Consider the following 16,330-nt stretch of genomic DNA (forward strand, 5'->3'; position numbering starts at 1 on the left):
ATATTTCAGACCAAACAACTTACAACATACATATCAACTGAAACCTGTCGCTTAGTGCCGGGCCAGGCACCGTCAAAGAATCCCACCGATTACTTGTAATCAAACTTGCGGAATCAACGGCGGTGGTGTGAACAAGCGATTGAAAAAAGATGAACTAGCCGCTTCGGCAAAACCGTCCATACTCAACAAGTCAATTGATCTGCGTCAGGCTTTTCTGCAATCGCTACACCATTCGGATTTTTTACCCAACGCGACCAAAGGCCGCACCCTTGAGCCAGAGCGGCAGGCGTATCATCGCGCTACTGCAACAGCCCTTTTTGACCTTGGTTGGCACGTATCGACCGGGGCATTTTTCCACTGCCGTGGGATGCAATGATGAGCAATCAGATTCCGGTACACGACGTCACGCCGCCGAACAAGAACGCGAACAACAGCGTCGATCTTTATGCCTCAAGAGAAAAAATCTACACCCGTGCCTTCACCGGCCTGTTCCGCAATTTGCGGATGCTCGGCGGTGCAGCGCTGTTTCTGCTGTACTTCGGTACGGTGTGGCTGAACTGGGGCGGGCACCAGGCGGTGTGGTGGAACCTGCCGGAGCGCAAGTTCTTCATCTTCGGCGCCACCTTCTGGCCACAGGATTTCATTCTGCTCTCGGGCCTGTTGATCATTGCCGCGTTCGGCCTGTTCTTCATCACGGTCTACGCCGGACGCGTCTGGTGCGGTTACACCTGCCCGCAGAGCGTGTGGACGTGGATTTTCATGTGGTGCGAAAAGGTCACCGAAGGCGACCGCAACCAGCGCATCAAACTCGACAAGGCGCCGATGAGCGCCAACAAATTCCTGCGCAAACTGGCCAAGCACTCGCTGTGGCTGCTGATCGGTTTTGTCACCGGCATGACCTTTGTGGGCTACTTTTCGCCGATCCGCGAACTGGTCATCGAATTCTTCACCGGCCAGGCCGATGGCTGGTCGTATTTCTGGGTCGGTTTTTTCACCCTCGCCACGTACGGCAATGCCGGTTGGTTGCGTGAGCAGGTGTGCATCTACATGTGCCCGTATGCGCGTTTCCAGAGCGTGATGTTCGACAAGGACACGCTGATCGTGTCGTACGACCCGCGCCGTGGCGAGAGCCGTGGGCCGCGCAAGAAAGGCATCGACTACAAGGCCCTGGGGCTGGGCGATTGCATCGACTGCACGATGTGCGTGCAGGTCTGCCCCACCGGCATCGACATCCGCGATGGCCTGCAGATCGAGTGCATCGGCTGCGCCGCGTGCATCGACGCCTGCGACAGCATCATGGACAAGATGGATTACCCGCGCGGGCTGATCAGCTACACCACCGAACACAACCTCTCCGGGCAGAAAACCCATAAACTGCGCCCGCGCCTGATCGGCTACGCCGTGGTGCTGCTGGCGATGATCAGCCTGTTGGTCGCCGCGTTCTTCATGCGCTCGCTGGTCGGTTTCGACGTCAGCAAGGACCGCGTGCTGTACCGCGAAAACGCCGAAGGCCGGATCGAGAACGTCTACAGCCTGAAGATCATGAACAAGGATCAGCGCGACCACACTTACCTTCTGCAAGCCGAGGGTCTGCCGGACCTGCGCCTGCAAGGCAAGCGCGAGATCAAGGTGGCTGCCGGGGATATCGTCAGCATGCCGGTCGAATTGTCGAGCGCACCGGAACAACTGCCATCGAGCACCAACGAGGTGAAATTCATCCTCAAGGACGCCGATGACGACAGCGTCCACGTTGAAGCCAAGAGCCGATTCATCGGCCCACAAATCCGTTGAGAGAATTTTGAACATGCCCGCTGCAAACGCCGCAAGTCCCTGGTACAAGCACCTCTGGCCGTGGATCATCATCGCGATTCTCGCCTGCTCGGTGGCCTTGACCCTGTCCATGGTGACCATCGCGGTGAACAACCCGGATAATCTGGTCAACGACAACTATTACGAAGCGGGCAAAGGCATCAACCGTTCGCTGGACCGTGAACTGCTGGCGCAAACCCTGAAACTGCGCGCGGCGGTGCATCTGGATGAGGTGACCGGCGAAGTTGACCTGCGTTTGAGCGGTGACAGCCAGCCGCAAACCCTGGAACTGAACCTGATCTCGCCGACCCAGCCGGAGAAGGATCGCAAGATCGTGCTGACCCGCAGTGACAGCGATACCGGGCGCTACATTGGCCAGTTGAGCGACAAGGTCGAAGGGCGGCGGTTTGTCGAGTTGCTTGGCAGTCAGGATGAACACGTGTGGCGCATGTTTGAAGAAGAACTGGTCAGCCATGACAAGGAACTGCTGCTGGGTGATGAGCCGTTGCAGGGCGCGGAAGACCTGAAGAAGTGAATCAAGGTCTAGAGCCCCTCACCCTAGCCCTCTCCCTGAGGGAGAGGGGACTGATCTCGGCTGATTGGAAGCGTGGCGTATGACAGTGACAATGTCGGCGACTGAAGCCGCTTTTCCGGCTCACACCGATCGGCTCCCTCTCCCTCCGGGAGAGGGCTGGGGTGAGGACAAGCGGATACACCCAATGCAAGGGCTCACACCCTCAACGATGCCATGACCACCCCACTTGCCTGCTACCACTGCGCCCTGCCCGTCCCGTCCGGCAGCCGCTTCACCGCCGTCGTCCTCGGGCAGGCCCGCGAGTTCTGCTGCCCGGGCTGTCAGGCGGTGGCCCAAGCCATCGTCGCCGGGGGGCTGGAAAGTTATTACCAGCATCGCAGCGAGGCCTCGGCCAATCCCGAAGCGCTGCCGGTGCAACTGACCGATGAACTTGCACTGTACGACCGCGCCGACGTGCAACAACCCTTCGTCCGCCACGAAGGCGATCTGGCCGAAACCACCTTGTTGATGGAAGGCATCAGTTGCGCCGCCTGCGGCTGGCTGATCGAGAAACACCTGCGCACCCTGCCCGGCGTCGCCGAAGCGCGGCTGAACCTGTCCAACCATCGCTTGCACGTGCGCTGGGCCGACGCTCAACTGCCGCTGAGCCAGATCCTCGCCGAACTGCGCCACATCGGTTACGCCGCCCATCCCTATCACGCCGATCGCGCCAGTGAACAACTGGCCAGCGAGAATCGCCTGGCCCTACGCCAACTCGGCGTCGCCGGGCTGCTGTGGTTTCAGGCGATGATGGCGACCATGGCCACGTGGCCGGAATTCAATATTGACCTCAGCCCCGAGCTGCACACGATCCTGCGCTGGGTCGCGCTGTTTCTGACCACGCCGATCGTGTTCTACAGCTGCGCGCCGTTCTTCAAAGGGGCGATGCGCGATTTGCGTACCCGCCACCTGACCATGGACGTCTCGGTGTCGCTGGCGATCGGCAGCGCCTACATCGCCGGGATCTGGACGTCGATCACCGGGGTCGGCGAGCTGTACTTCGATGCGGTCGGCATGTTCGCGCTGTTTCTGCTCGCCGGGCGTTATCTGGAACGCCGCGCCCGCGAGCGCACCGCCGCTGCCACTGCGCAACTGGTGAACCTGTTGCCGGCCTCGTGCCTGCGCCTGGATAGCAACGGTCAGAGCGAACGCATCCTGCTCAGCGAGCTGCGTCTCGGCGAACGGATTCTGGTGCAGCCGGGCTCGATCCTGCCGGCTGACGGCAAGATCATCGACGGCCAGTCGAGCATCGACGAATCGCTGCTGACCGGCGAATACCTGCCGCAACCGCGTGCGCTGGGTGATGCGGTCACCGCCGGTACCCTCAACGTTGAAGGCGCATTGACCGTGGAAGTGCAGGCGCTGGGGCAGGACACGCGGCTCTCCGCGATCGTGCGCCTGCTCGATCGCGCTCAGGCGGAAAAGCCGCGTCTGGCAGAAATCGCCGACCGCGCCGCGCAGTGGTTTTTGCTGCTGTCGCTGATTGCCGCGGCAGCGATCGGCCTGCTGTGGTGGCAGCTGGATTCATCGCGGGCGTTCTGGATTGTTCTCGCCATGCTGGTGGCGACCTGTCCGTGTGCGCTGTCGCTGGCTACACCGACTGCACTCACCGCCGCCACCGGCACGCTGCACAAACTCGGGCTGCTGCTGACCCGCGGCCACGTGCTGGAAGGGCTGAACCAGATCGACACGGTAATCTTCGACAAGACCGGCACGCTCACCGAAGGGCGCTTGGTACTGCGTTCGATTCGCCCGCTCGGCGCGCTCGACAGCGAGCAATGCCTGAGCCTCGCCGCCGCGCTGGAAAACCGTTCGGAACACCCGATTGCCCGCGCTTTCGGCCGCGCACCATTGGCCGCTGAAGAGGTGCACAGCAGCCCGGGACTGGGCCTTGAAGGAATGGTCGGTGAACGACGCTTGCGTATCGGTCAGGCGCAGTTCGCCTGTGCCCTGAGCGGCGCGGCACTGCCGTCGATGCCCGACGAGGCCGGGCAATGGCTGCTGCTCGCCGACACCCACGGCCCGCTGGCGTGGCTGGTCCTCGATGATCGCCTGCGTGACGACGCCCCCGCCCTGCTCGCGGCCTGCAAAGCGCGGGGCTGGCGCACCTTGCTGTTGTCCGGCGACAGTTCGCCGATGGTCGCCAGTGTCGCCGCCGAACTGGGTATCGACGAGGCCCGCGGCGGTTTGCGCCCCGATGACAAACTGCAAGTGCTGCAGCAACTGCACAAGGAAGGTCGCAAGGTGCTGATGCTCGGCGACGGCGTCAACGACGTGCCGGTGCTGGCAGCGGCCGACATCAGCGTGGCGATGGGCTCGGCCACCGATCTGGCGAAAACCAGCGCCGATGCGGTGTTGCTGTCCAACCGTCTCGGCGCCCTGGTGCAAGCTTTCACGCTGGCGCGACGTACGCGCCGGGTAATCATCGAAAACCTGCTGTGGGCGGCGCTGTACAATGGCCTCATGTTGCCGTTCGCCGCCCTCGGCTGGATCACTCCGGTGTGGGCGGCGGTCGGCATGTCGATCAGTTCGCTGACCGTGGTGCTCAACGCCCTGCGTCTGACTCGCCTGCCGAGCGCGCCGGCCGCCAGCAGCCCGACCCACACCCGCCCGCTGCCGGCCTGAGCCGCGCGGGCCTGGAGTTACCGATGCCAGCTCTCTACGTGATGATTCCCGCTGCCTTGCTGATCGTCGCCATCGCCGTGTACATCTTCTTCTGGGCGGTGGACAGCGGTCAGTACGATGACCTCGACGGCCCCGCGCACAGCATCCTCTTTGACGATCAGGACCCCAACCACACCGCCGCGGTGGATGAAGCCAACGCCGGCAAACCGGACGACAAGGCGCCACCCCATGCTTGAACTGGCGCCCCTGCTGGTTTCGGCACTGATCCTCGGCCTGCTCGGTGGCGGCCATTGCCTGGGCATGTGCGGCGGTCTGATGGGCGCGCTGACCCTGGCGATCCCCAAGGAACAGCGCAGCCGGCGCTTTCGCCTGTTGCTGGCTTACAACCTCGGGCGGGTTCTCAGTTACGCCACGGCGGGATTGCTCATCGGCCTGGCCGGCTGGGCCGTCGCCAACAGCCCGGCGGCGCTGTTTATGCGCGTGCTGGCCGGGCTGCTGCTGATCGCCATGGGTTTGTACCTGGCCGGTTGGTGGAGCGGGCTGACCCGTATCGAAGCGCTCGGGCGTGGCTTGTGGCGCTTCATTCAACCGGTGGCGAACCGCTTGCTGCCGGTTTCAAGCCTGCCGCGCGCCTTGCTGCTCGGTGCACTGTGGGGCTGGCTGCCGTGCGGACTGGTTTACAGCACGCTGTTGTGGAGCGCGAGTCAGGGCAATGCGCTGGACAGTGCGCTGTTGATGCTTGCGTTTGGCCTCGGCACCTGGCCGGTGCTGCTCGCCACCGGGCTGGCGGCTGAACGGGTCACCGCGATCCTGCGCAAACGCAGCGTGCGTATGGCCGGCGGTTTGCTGGTGATTCTGTTTGGTTTGTGGACATTGCCCGGCCCGCATCAGCATTGGCTCATGGGCCATTAAAAGCAAAAGATCGCAGCCTTCGGCAGCTCCTACAGGAGGTCGCATTCCAAGGTAGGAGCTGCCGAAGGCTGCGATCTTTTGACCTTGTGCTGTTGATGCAAATCAACAGCCCCATCGCCGCACCCCGATAGACTCGCCACACTGCCAGCCTATCCGGGGGAATGCCCGCATGCTCGACGCCATTCGTTGGGACTCTGATCTGATCCGCCGCTACGATCTGGCGGGGCCACGCTACACCTCGTACCCGACTGCCGTGCAATTTCACGGGCAGGTCGGCACGTTCGACCTGTTCCACGCCCTGCGCGACAGCCGCAAGGCCCAGCGGCCGTTGTCGCTGTACGTGCATGTGCCGTTCTGCGCGAACATTTGCTACTACTGCGCCTGCAACAAGGTCATCACCAAGGATCGCGGTCGCGCGCAGCCATATCTGCAACGGCTCGAGCAGGAAATCCAGTTGATCGCCTGCCACCTCGACCCGGCGCAAAAAGTCGAGCAACTGCATTTCGGTGGCGGCACGCCGACCTTTCTCAGCCACGACGAACTGCGCCAGCTGATGGCGCACCTGCGCAAGCATTTCAATCTGCTCGATGACGACTCCGGTGATTACGGCATCGAAATCGACCCGCGCGAGGCCGACTGGTCGACCATGGGCCTGCTGCGCGAATTGGGTTTCAACCGGGTCAGCATCGGTCTGCAGGATCTTGATCCGGCGGTGCAGCGCGCGGTCAATCGCCTGCAAAGTCTGGAGGAAACCCGCGCGGTGATCGACGCGGCGCGGACCCTGCAATTTCGCTCGATCAACATCGATCTGATCTACGGCCTGCCGAAGCAGACCCCGGACAATTTCGCCCGCACCGTCGACGAAGTGATCAGCCTGCAACCGGATCGCCTCTCGGTGTTCAACTACGCGCACTTGCCGGAGCGCTTCATGCCGCAACGGCGAATCAACAGCAGCGAATTGCCCAGCCCCGCGCACAAGCTGGAGATGCTGCAGCGCACCATCGAACAACTGATCGCTGCCGGTTACCGCTACATCGGCATGGACCACTTCGCCCTGCCCGATGACGATCTGGCAATTGCCCAGGAGGAACAGACCCTGCAACGCAATTTCCAGGGTTACACCACCCACGGCCATTGCGATCTGATTGGTCTGGGCGTGTCGGCGATCAGCCAGATTGGCGATTTGTACTGCCAGAACAGCAGCGACCTCGCTGCTTATCAGAACAGCCTCGCCAGCGCGCAACTGGCGACCAGTCGCGGCCTGGTGTGCAACGCCGACGATCGCTTGCGCCGCGCGGTGATTCAGCAGCTGATCTGTAATTTCAAACTCGAATTCGCTGAAATCGAGCAGCAGTTCAATGTCGACTTCCAGGGCTATTTCGGCGCGCTGTGGCCGCAATTGCAGGGGATGGCCGAGGATGGCCTGATCAGGATTGATCGCGACGGGATCGAGGTGTTGCCGGCGGGCCGATTGCTGGTGCGCTCGGTGTGCATGGTCTTCGATGCGTACCTTGAGCAGCAGAACCGCCAGCGTTTCTCGCGGGTGATCTAAGGCTTGGTCAGCAACGAGCCGACCTTGAGGTTCTGATCAGGGCTCAGCGCCGACTGGTTCATCACTTTCGACAAAGCCAGGTTGGCGGTGATCAGGCCGCTGTTGAGGGCGGCGATGGCTCCACGCAATGCGGCGAGCTTGTTGATCTTTTCTTCATTGGAGAGGGTTTTGTCGGACATGACCGCCGCCATCCGCGCTTTCTTTTCGATAATTTCTTTCTGGATTTTGCGGATCATCTTCAGCAATTGCTGGATGTTCTCCGGTAGGCCGCTGTTGTCGATGTCGCTGTTTTCGCCGCCGACAGCGGCGGATTTGGCGATGGCCGCGCCGGACAGCGACACTTTGACGCCCTCGACCAAGGTCGGGCTTGCCGTTATCGACAGGTCGTCGTCGCGGTCGCTCGCAGCGTCGGTATTGTTTAACTCCGGCGCGGCAGCAACGCCGCTGCTACCGGGGCCTAGCGTGCCAATGGCGGTCATCGGAACCTTCCGTGGATGAATGCTGATAGCTGTTTATCGGCCGCCGGTGCTGCGGCTTTATGTCTGTGGGACAACATCGCCGCGTGCTGGCCTGAATGTCCTTGGGTGGGTTACCCTTACGTCTTATGTGTGTTTTCCCACAAGGATTGAAGAAATGTCCGAGCCAGTCAAACTGCGCGCTCACAACCAGGCCCACTGCAAGGATTGCAGCCTGGCCCCGCTCTGCCTGCCACTTTCTCTGAATCTGGAAGACATGGATGCGCTCGACGAAATCGTTAAACGCGGCCGCCCGTTGAAGAAAGGCGAGTTTCTGTTTCGCCAGGGCGACACCTTCGATTCGGTTTATGCAGTTCGCTCCGGCGCCCTGAAAACCTTCAGCCTGAGCGATGCCGGCGAAGAGCAACTGACTGGTTTCCATCTGCCGAGCGAACTGGTTGGACTGTCGGGCATGGACACCGAGAAACACCCGGTGTCAGCCCAGGCGCTGGAAACCACTTCGGTCTGCGAAATCCCCTTCGAACGCCTCGACGAACTGGCCCTGCAATTGCCGCAACTGCGCCGCCAGTTGATGCGGGTGATGAGCCGCGAGATCCGCGACGACCAGCAAATGATGCTGCTGCTGTCGAAGAAGACCGCTGACGAGCGCATCGCCACCTTCCTGGTCAACCTGTCGGCACGCTTCCGCGCTCGCGGCTTCTCGGCCAACCAGTTCCGCCTGAGCATGTCGCGCAATGAAATCGGCAATTACCTGGGTCTGGCGGTGGAAACCGTGTCGCGGGTATTCACGCGCTTCCAGCAGAACGAGCTGATTGCCGCCGAGGGCAAGGAGATCCACATTCTCGATCCGATCCAGCTGTGCGCGCTGGCCGGCGGTTCGATCGAAGGCTGATCACGACCCGCGGTTGAGCGAATCGTTTCAGCCGCGGGTATACTGCGCCGTTTGCAGCCCTGCCAGGACACCCCGATGGTCTTCGACTCCTTCGACATCAAATCCCTGATCCGCCCCGTGATCGACTTTCCCAAGCCGGGCGTGATCTTTCGCGACATCACCCCGTTGTTCCAGTCGCCTACGGCCCTGCGCCTGGTGATGGACAGCTTCGCCCATCGCTACGTCGAAGCCGACTTCACCCACATCGGCGCAATGGACGCCCGTGGTTTCCTGATCGGTTCGGTATTGGCCTATCAGTTGAACAAACCGCTGGTGCTGTTCCGCAAGCAAGGCAAACTGCCGGCGGACGTGCTCGCCGAAGGTTACGCCACCGAGTACGGCGAAGCGTTTCTGGAAGTGCACGCCGACAGCCTGTGCGAAGGCGATTCGGTGGTGATGTTCGATGACCTGATCGCCACTGGCGGCACGCTGATCGCGGCGGCCAACCTGATTCGCCGCATGGGCGCACGGGTGCATGAGGCCGCGGCGATCATTGATTTGCCGGAGCTGCAAGGTTCGCAGCGTCTTGAGGATATGGGCATTCCTACCTTTTGCCTGACGCAGTTTGCGTTGACTGATAAATAAGCAGCGCCCTTCAGGCCGCCATCGCGAGCAGGCTCACTCCTACAGTTTGGAATGCGTTCACCTGTAGGAGTGAGCCTGCTCGCGATGAGGCCAGCAGCCTCAACGCAAAACCTAAAGCCCCATCTGCTTGCTGATGATTTCATTCATCACCTCCCGCGTCCCGCCGCCAATCGACAAGATGCGGTTATCCCGATACAGCCGCTCCACCAGGCTTTCGCGCATATAACCGAGGCCGCCAAGAATCTGCACCGCCTCCGTCGTAATCCGGTCCGAGGTGTCGGTGGCGAAGTTTTTCGCCATGGAAATTTCCTTGATCACACTCTGCCCTGCCGCCATCTTCGCCGCTTGCCGGTAAGTGAACTCCCGCGACACTTCCAGCGCCGTGGCCATTTCGGCGAGGCGATGCTTGATCACCTGAAACTTGCCGATGGGTTTGCCGAACGCTTCACGCTCGCGCGCCCACTTCAGGCTCTCCTCCAGCGCCAATTGCGCGGTCATGTTGGCCATCAGCGCCAGCGCCAGCCTTTCGCTCTGAAAATTGCCCATGATGCAGGCGAAGCCCATGTTCTCTGCGCCAATCAGATTGCCTACAGGCACGCGGCAATCGTCGAAGAACAATTCAGCGGTATCCGACGCCCACCAACCCATTTTCTTCAGTTGCCGACCGACGCTGAAACCTGGCGTGCCCTTCTCGATCAGCAACAAACTGATGCCGCCAAACCCCGGCGCACCGGTACGCACCGCGACGGTGTAGAAATCCGCGCGCACGCCGCTGGTGATAAAGGTTTTGCTGCCAGTGACCCGGTAGCAATCGCCGTCGCGCACGGCGCGTGTTTGCAGGTTGGCGACGTCGGAGCCGCCACCGGGCTCGGTCACGGCCAAGGCGCTGATCTTCGCACCACTGAGCACTTGCGGCACGACTCGCTCACGGACTTGCGGGCGTGCCCATTTGACGATCGGCGGCAGACCGATATCCAGCGAGCCAAGGCCCGCTACCAGGCCGCCAGAGCCACAGCGCATCAACTCCTCACTGGCGGCGACCTTGGCGAACAGATCGCCTTCATGGCTACCGCCGAGCGCTTCGGGATAACCAATACCGAGAATGCCCGCCGCTCCGGCCTTGAGGTAAAGCTCGCGAGGAAAGCTTTCGGCTTCTTCCCACTGATCGATGTCCGGCAGGATTTCGCGTTCGACGAAACGTCTGACGCTGTCACGGACCAATTGGTGGCTGGAGTCGAAGTATTCCTGAAAGGCAGGCATGGGCGAGCTCCATGGAAGGGTTCGCCGACGTTAACCGAGCGCTTGCTTGGTTTTCAATGAAATTGTGTGAATCAGATAGACCGCGGCGCGCCATTCGCGAGCAGGCTCGCTCCCACAGGGGATTTGTAAACGACACAAAACCAGTGTGGGAGCGAGCCTGCTCGCGAAGGCGTCAAAACAGACACCGCATAATCAGAGGGAAATCGGTTTGCGCCCGGCAAACGAATGCGCCAGCGTGCCGCCATCAACCAGCTCCAGCTCACCGCCCAGCGGTACGCCGTGGGCAATCCGCGAGGCGATCAGGCCTTTGTTCTGCAACAACTGCGCGATGTAATGGGCGGTGGCCTCGCCTTCGACCGTCGGGTTGGTGGCGAGAATGACTTCGGTAAACGTCCCGGCCTCTTCAATACGCGCCATCAATTGCGGAATACCGATCGCTTCCGGTCCCAGACCATCAAGCGGCGACAAATGCCCCTTGAGAACAAAATAGCGGCCACGGAATCCGGTCTGCTCCACCGCATAGACATCCATCGGCCCTTCGACCACGCAGAGCAGCGTGTCATCCCGGCGCGGGTCGGCGCATTGCGGGCACAGATCGTCTTCGGTCAGCGTGCGGCACTGACGGCAGTGGCCAACGCCTTCCATGGCCTGGCTCAAGGCCTGCGCCAGACGAGTGCCACCGCTGCGATCACGTTCGAGCAACTGCAACGCCATGCGCTGAGCGGTTTTCTGACCCACGCCCGGCAAGGTGCGCAGGGCGTCGATCAGTTGGCGAATCAAAGGGCTGAAGCTCATGGGTAAACAGTCCGACTAAACAACGAGACGCGGTTTATACCCGCGCCTCTGGCCAGCGTCAAATCCTCAGTCCTGGGCGACCCGGACCACCAGTTTGCCGAAGTTGCGCCCTTCCAGTAGACCGATGAACGCCTCGGGCGCCTGCTCCAGACCTTCGACCACGTCCTCGCGGAATTTCACCTTGCCGTCGCGTACCCACGGCACCATGTGGCTGATGAATTCCGGCTGACGATCACCGTAGTCATCGAAGACGATAAAGCCCTGAATGCGCACACGCTTGGTCAATAGCGTGCGTTGCAGCATGGGCAGGCGATCCGGGCCGGTGGGTGCCTCGGCGGCGTTGTAGCCGGCGATCAGACCGCACAACGGGATGCGCGCTTTGGGGTTGAGCAATGGCACGACCGCGTCGAATACATGGCCGCCGACATTCTCGTAGTAGATGTCGATGCCGTTGGGACAGGCCTTGGCCAGTTGCTCGGCGAAGTCGTCGGCCTTGTGGTCGATGCAGGCATCAAAACCCAACTCCTCGACCACGTATTTGCACTTCTCGGCACCACCAGCCACGCCAACTGCACGCAGGCCTTTGATCTTCGCCACTTGCCCGACCACCGAGCCGACGGCGCCGGACGCAGCGGCCACCACGAGGGTTTCGCCTTCTTTCGGCTGACCGATGTCCATCAGGCCCATGTACGCGGTCATGCCCGGCATGCCCAGCACCCCGAGAGCCATCGACGGACTCGGCAGACCGGCAGGAATCGGCATGATGTTGCGGCCGTCGCTGATGCTGTGGCTCTGCCAGCCAGTCGCACCCACTACCAGATCGCCGGTGTGGAATTTTGGATGATTGGATTGCTCGACCCGGCTGACCGCGCCACCGGTCATGACTTCGCCGATCTGCACGGGTGCGGCGTAGGACGGTGCATCGCTCATGCGTCCGCGCATGTACGGATCGAGCGACAGGTACAGGGTTTTCAGCAAGACCTGACCGTCCTGCAGATCCGGCAAAGCCTCGCGCTCGAGACGGAAGTTTTCCGGAGTCGGCGCACCGGTCGGGCGCGAGGCAAGGACGAAGCGTTGGTTGAGGGTGAGAGGGTCGGACATGTCAGCGTCTCCTGTGAATGGGGAATTCGGTGTATAGGGAGCAGACCTTGGTGGCGGTGGTGTGTTCGATGTTTCTTCAGTTTTGACCCAGGCGCGCCCTTCGCGAGCAGGCTCGCTCCCACAGGGATTGCATTTCCAAGTGTGGGAGCGAGCCTGCTCGCGAAAGCGCCAGTCCTGCCGGCACATGCCCATCATGCAGAAACAAAAATGCCAGGCGCGATGCCTGGCATTTTGTGTAGCTCATCTGCCGCGCAGTGGCGAATCAGAACGGCAGTTTCATACCCGCTGGCAGGTTCATGCCGGCGGTCATGCTGCCCATTTTTTCCTGGCTGTTGGCTTCGATCTTGCGCACGGCGTCGTTGACGGCGGCGGCGACCACGGCTTCCAGCATCTCTTTGTCGTCTTCGCTCAGGCCTTCGACCAGGCTCGGGTCGATGCTCACGCTCTTGACGTCGTGACGACCGGTCATCACCACGGTGACCATGTCGCCGCCGGCCTTGCCGGTGACTTCGGCGTTGGCCAGTTCTTCCTGCATCTTGGCCATTTTTTCCTGCATCTGCTGCGCCTGCTTCATCAGGCCGGCCATGCCACCTTTCATCATGGGAATCACCTCAAACGTACTTGGATAAAACAGCGCCCGGCCATCGCGGCCGAGCGCCTTCAGTTATTAGCCTTGGGTGACCAAGGCGTCGACAGGTTCAATAGTATCGCTTCGCACCACCGCACCGAACTGCTGAACCATCTGCTGGATGAACGGATCACCATGGATCGATTCCTCCGCCTCGCGCTGCCGATTGGCGCGGCGACGGGAGGCGGCCTGGGCCGGGGTTTCCTGTTCGGGTTTGATCAGCTCGATGGTCAGCGTCAGCGTGCGCCCGTGGAACTGGTTCAACGCGTCGTTGAGACGACGCTGTTGCGTAGTGTTGAACAGTGCGCTGTGGGCCGGATCAAGGTGCATCAGCCAATGATCGCCGTCGACCGCAATCAAGGTGCAGTTGGCGGCGATGCTGCCGGTCATGCCGGAAATCGGCAGTTTCGGGAACAGCTCCAGCCACTGAAGGGCCAGACCGGTTGCCGGCGCGGCGGCAGGTTCCGGCTCGGGCTCAGGTTCGGGATCGGCGGCGTGTTCGCTGGCCAGTTCGTCGAGATAGCTGTAGGCCGAATCCATGTCCGGCTCGATGTAGTCCTCGTCCAGCGGCGGTTCGTCGTCCATGTCCATGCCTGGCGTGGCGGCATCGACGTCAGCGACGGACGGCTCGGGAATCGGCGCGGCGGCCCACTCCGGCGCGTCCGGCACCACGCTGTCCGGGGTTGGCAACGGCATTGGCGGCAATTCCGGCTGCTCGCCAGCGGTTTCCAGCACCGGCTCGACGGCAGGTTGCTGTGCCGGCGCCGGCTCGGGCTCGGGCTCGGCTTCAACCGGGTCGTTCCACGGCAGATCGACCACGGCTTCGACGGCGACCGGCTCAGGCTCCGGTTGCGCTTCGACAACCGGCGCAACAGGTTCCGGCTCGGCAGTCGGCGCGGTTACCGGCGCTGGCTCAGCCACGGGCGCTGGCGCTGGCGCAACAGCCGCAGCGACCACCGGCGCAGGCTTCGGCGCGGCAGCCACGGAGTTTGCGGAACCAACTGTGGCCTGGCTGATCCCCACTGGCTTTAGCGGTTGCCTCGGCGCGTCCGCCGTATCCGCCGGTCGGAACGCCAGCATTCGCAGCAGGACCATCTCGAAGCCGCCACGCGGGTCCGGCGCCAGCGGCAAGTCGCGGCGGCCAATCAGGCCCATCTGGTAATAGAACTGCACGTCCTCGGCCGGCAACGCCTGGGCCAAAGCCAACACCCGATCACGGTCGCCGTGGCCGTTGTCGACGCCTTCCGGCAGCGCCTGAGCGATGGCCACACGGTGCAGCACGTTGAGAATTTCCGAGAGCACGCCGTTCCAGTCCGGACCTTGCTCGGCCAGATGCCGCACGGCTTCGAGCAGCGCCTTGGCGTCACCCTCGATCAATGAATGCAGAACGTCGTAGACCTGACCGTGATCCAGGGTGCCGAGCATCGCCCGTACGTCAGTAGCCAGCACCTTGCCTTCGCCGAAGGCAATGGCCTGATCGGTCAGGCTCATGGCGTCGCGCATCGAGCCGTCAGCAGCGCGGCCAAGCAGCCACAGTGCATCGTCTTCAAACGGTACGTTTTCCGCCGTGAGCACGTGGGTCAAATGCTCGACCACACGCTCGGGCGTCATGTTCTTCAGGGAGAACTGCAGGCAGCGCGAAAGAATCGTTGCCGGAAGTTTCTGCGGATCGGTGGTCGCCAGGATGAACTTGACGTAGGGCGGCGGCTCTTCAAGGGTTTTCAGCAGCGCATTGAAGGAATGGCTGGAAAGCATGTGCACTTCGTCGATCAGGTAGACCTTGAAGCGCCCACGGCTTGGCGCGTACTGCACGTTGTCGAGCAGTTCGCGGGTGTCTTCGACCTTGGTGCGGCTGGCGGCGTCGATCTCGATCAGGTCGACGAAACGGCCTTCGTCGATCTCGCGGCACACCGAACATTCGCCGCAGGGGCTGGAGGTGATACCGGTCTCGCAGTTCAGGCACTTGGCAATGATCCGCGCGATGGTGGTCTTGCCGACCCCGCGCGTCCCGGTGAACAGGTAGGCGTGGTGCAGCCGCTGGCTGTCCAAGGCATTGATCAGAGCCTTGAGCACATGGGTCTGGCCGACCATTTCGCGGAACGAGCGCGGACGCCATTTACGTGCAAGAACCTGATAACTCATCGAAAACCGTCGCAGCGAAGGAAGCAGAAGCGGCTAATGCTAGCGGAGCAAGGGCAAAATTGCATCCGGTGTCCTCGTCTAATATGGCTAAGCTGCATCAGCAGAGGCTTTTATCGGCTCGGGACGGCGAATGACCGGAGCGTTTATGCGGTGGGCCCTGGGGGCATTGCTGGGAATCAGCCTCAACGCGATGGCAGCGCAAGCGCCGTTGCGCTTCGCCGTGCCGGACAGCTGGGCGATGCCGATGGTGCAACTGGAAAGCGGCAGGCCGACCCAGGGCATCCTGCACGACATCCTCCTCAGCCTGGCGACCCAGGTCGGCGCGCCGGCGCAGTTCATCGTCCTGCCGCGCGCACGGGTCCAGAGCGCCATGGAACACGGCGACATCGACGTGCGCTGCTATGCCGCACAGTCGTGGCTGCCGAATCAGTCCGGCGATTACATCTGGAGCGTGCCGCTGTGGTTTCAGCGCGACCTGCTGGTGAGCCGCGAAGATAAATCGGCGCAGATCAATCCCGCCGATCTGCCGCGACAGGCCATCGGCACCGTCCTCGGTTACAGCTACCCGACGCTGCAATCACTGTTCGACACCGACCGGTTGCAACGCGAAGACGCGCGCAATCAGGAACAGGTGCTGGAAAAGCTCCTCGCCGGCCGTTATCGCTACGCGGTGAGCAATCAGTGGACGCTGGACTGGATCAATCAGCGCCTGCTGCCGGAGCAGCAGTTGCGAGGGGTCGCGGTGCTGCAGGAACAGCATATCGGCTGCTATGTGAGGAACGACCCGAAGGTACCGGTGCAGCGGATTCTGCGCACGTTGCTGCGGATGAAAATGTCCGGCGAGATAGATGAGATCATCCGGCTCTACACCGGCACCTCCCAACACACCCCATAACCCTGTAGGAGTGAGCCTGCTCGCGATAGCGGTGTATCAGTCAAA

Annotated in this window: 16 protein-coding genes; 10 read left to right on the plus strand and 6 right to left on the minus strand. The window is 61.9% G+C overall.

What is annotated here, in order from left to right; all coding sequences use genetic code 11:
* Positions 1-127: 127 nt before the first annotated feature.
* From BLU71_RS27330 to hemN, 7 genes are all read left to right on the plus strand, one after another.
* Positions 128-376 carry a hypothetical protein gene (locus tag BLU71_RS27330; RefSeq protein WP_152972376.1) on the plus strand — a complete coding sequence of 83 codons (249 nt, stop codon included), beginning with the start codon at positions 128-130 and terminating at the stop codon, positions 374-376.
* Positions 376-1,791, plus strand: a complete 1,416-nt coding sequence (gene ccoG, locus BLU71_RS12365; RefSeq protein WP_042608416.1) for a cytochrome c oxidase accessory protein CcoG — start codon at positions 376-378, stop codon at positions 1,789-1,791. Before BLU71_RS27330 ends, ccoG begins: the two co-directional genes overlap by 1 nt.
* A 13-nt stretch (positions 1,792-1,804) precedes the next feature.
* Complete coding sequence (locus tag BLU71_RS12370) at positions 1,805-2,344, plus strand: FixH family protein (protein ID WP_042608417.1); 540 nt, start codon at positions 1,805-1,807, stop codon at positions 2,342-2,344.
* Positions 2,345-2,557: 213 nt separating this feature from the next.
* Positions 2,558-5,008, plus strand: coding sequence for a heavy metal translocating P-type ATPase (locus tag BLU71_RS12375; RefSeq protein ID WP_083353206.1), 2,451 nt, complete (start codon positions 2,558-2,560; stop codon positions 5,006-5,008).
* A 23-nt stretch (positions 5,009-5,031) separates the two neighbouring features.
* On the plus strand, positions 5,032-5,244 hold the full coding sequence (gene ccoS / locus BLU71_RS12380) for a cbb3-type cytochrome oxidase assembly protein CcoS (RefSeq protein ID WP_039763029.1): 213 nt from the start codon (positions 5,032-5,034) through the stop codon (positions 5,242-5,244).
* Positions 5,237-5,920 (plus strand): sulfite exporter TauE/SafE family protein, encoded by a 684-nt coding sequence (locus tag BLU71_RS12385; protein ID WP_083353207.1) that lies wholly within the window; start codon positions 5,237-5,239, stop codon positions 5,918-5,920. The genes ccoS and BLU71_RS12385 overlap by 8 nt, the downstream gene beginning before the upstream one ends.
* 169 nt (positions 5,921-6,089) lie before the next feature.
* Positions 6,090-7,472 (plus strand): oxygen-independent coproporphyrinogen III oxidase, encoded by a 1,383-nt coding sequence (hemN, locus tag BLU71_RS12390; RefSeq protein ID WP_065614975.1) that lies wholly within the window; start codon positions 6,090-6,092, stop codon positions 7,470-7,472.
* On the opposite strand, the gene BLU71_RS12395 is transcribed toward hemN, so the two are convergent.
* A complete protein-coding gene (locus tag BLU71_RS12395; protein WP_064363872.1) occupies positions 7,469-7,951 on the minus strand; it encodes a hypothetical protein in 483 nt (160 codons plus the stop codon). The two genes, hemN and BLU71_RS12395, sit on opposite strands and share 4 nt — an antisense overlap.
* A gap of 154 nt (positions 7,952-8,105) precedes the next feature.
* Here BLU71_RS12395 and fnr point away from each other — a divergent pair, with 154 nt between their 5' ends.
* On the plus strand, positions 8,106-8,840 hold the full coding sequence (fnr, locus tag BLU71_RS12400) for a fumarate/nitrate reduction transcriptional regulator Fnr (protein WP_016773865.1): 735 nt from the start codon (positions 8,106-8,108) through the stop codon (positions 8,838-8,840).
* 75 nt (positions 8,841-8,915) lie between these two features.
* Complete coding sequence (locus BLU71_RS12405; RefSeq protein ID WP_007918333.1) at positions 8,916-9,464, plus strand: adenine phosphoribosyltransferase; 549 nt, start codon at positions 8,916-8,918, stop codon at positions 9,462-9,464.
* A gap of 111 nt (positions 9,465-9,575) precedes the next feature.
* Here the strand turns inward: BLU71_RS12405 and BLU71_RS12410 are convergent, their stop codons facing one another.
* From BLU71_RS12410 to dnaX, 5 genes are all read right to left on the minus strand, one after another.
* Positions 9,576-10,724 carry an acyl-CoA dehydrogenase family protein gene (locus BLU71_RS12410; RefSeq protein ID WP_083353208.1) on the minus strand — a complete coding sequence of 383 codons (1,149 nt, stop codon included), beginning with the start codon at positions 10,722-10,724 and terminating at the stop codon, positions 9,576-9,578.
* Between the two features lie 192 nt (positions 10,725-10,916).
* Positions 10,917-11,519, minus strand: a complete 603-nt coding sequence (gene recR / locus BLU71_RS12415) for a recombination mediator RecR (protein ID WP_064363871.1) — start codon at positions 11,517-11,519, stop codon at positions 10,917-10,919.
* A 66-nt stretch (positions 11,520-11,585) separates the two neighbouring features.
* Positions 11,586-12,620, minus strand: a complete 1,035-nt coding sequence (locus BLU71_RS12420) for an NADP-dependent oxidoreductase (RefSeq protein WP_016773860.1) — start codon at positions 12,618-12,620, stop codon at positions 11,586-11,588.
* 262 nt (positions 12,621-12,882) lie between these two features.
* Positions 12,883-13,221: a YbaB/EbfC family nucleoid-associated protein gene (locus BLU71_RS12425; protein WP_003223337.1), complete on the minus strand. Its 339-nt coding sequence runs from the start codon at positions 13,219-13,221 to the stop codon at positions 12,883-12,885.
* Positions 13,222-13,287: 66 nt separating this feature from the next.
* Positions 13,288-15,390 (minus strand): DNA polymerase III subunit gamma/tau, encoded by a 2,103-nt coding sequence (gene dnaX / locus BLU71_RS12430; protein ID WP_083353209.1) that lies wholly within the window; start codon positions 15,388-15,390, stop codon positions 13,288-13,290.
* A 145-nt stretch (positions 15,391-15,535) separates the two neighbouring features.
* On the opposite strand from dnaX, the gene BLU71_RS12435 reads away from it, so the two are divergent.
* Positions 15,536-16,285 carry a substrate-binding periplasmic protein gene (locus tag BLU71_RS12435; protein ID WP_083353210.1) on the plus strand — a complete coding sequence of 250 codons (750 nt, stop codon included), beginning with the start codon at positions 15,536-15,538 and terminating at the stop codon, positions 16,283-16,285.
* The last annotated feature ends 45 nt before the right edge of the window (positions 16,286-16,330 follow it).

The organism is Pseudomonas moraviensis, from assembly GCF_900105805.1.
GTDB classification, from domain to species: domain Bacteria; phylum Pseudomonadota; class Gammaproteobacteria; order Pseudomonadales; family Pseudomonadaceae; genus Aquipseudomonas; species Aquipseudomonas moraviensis_A.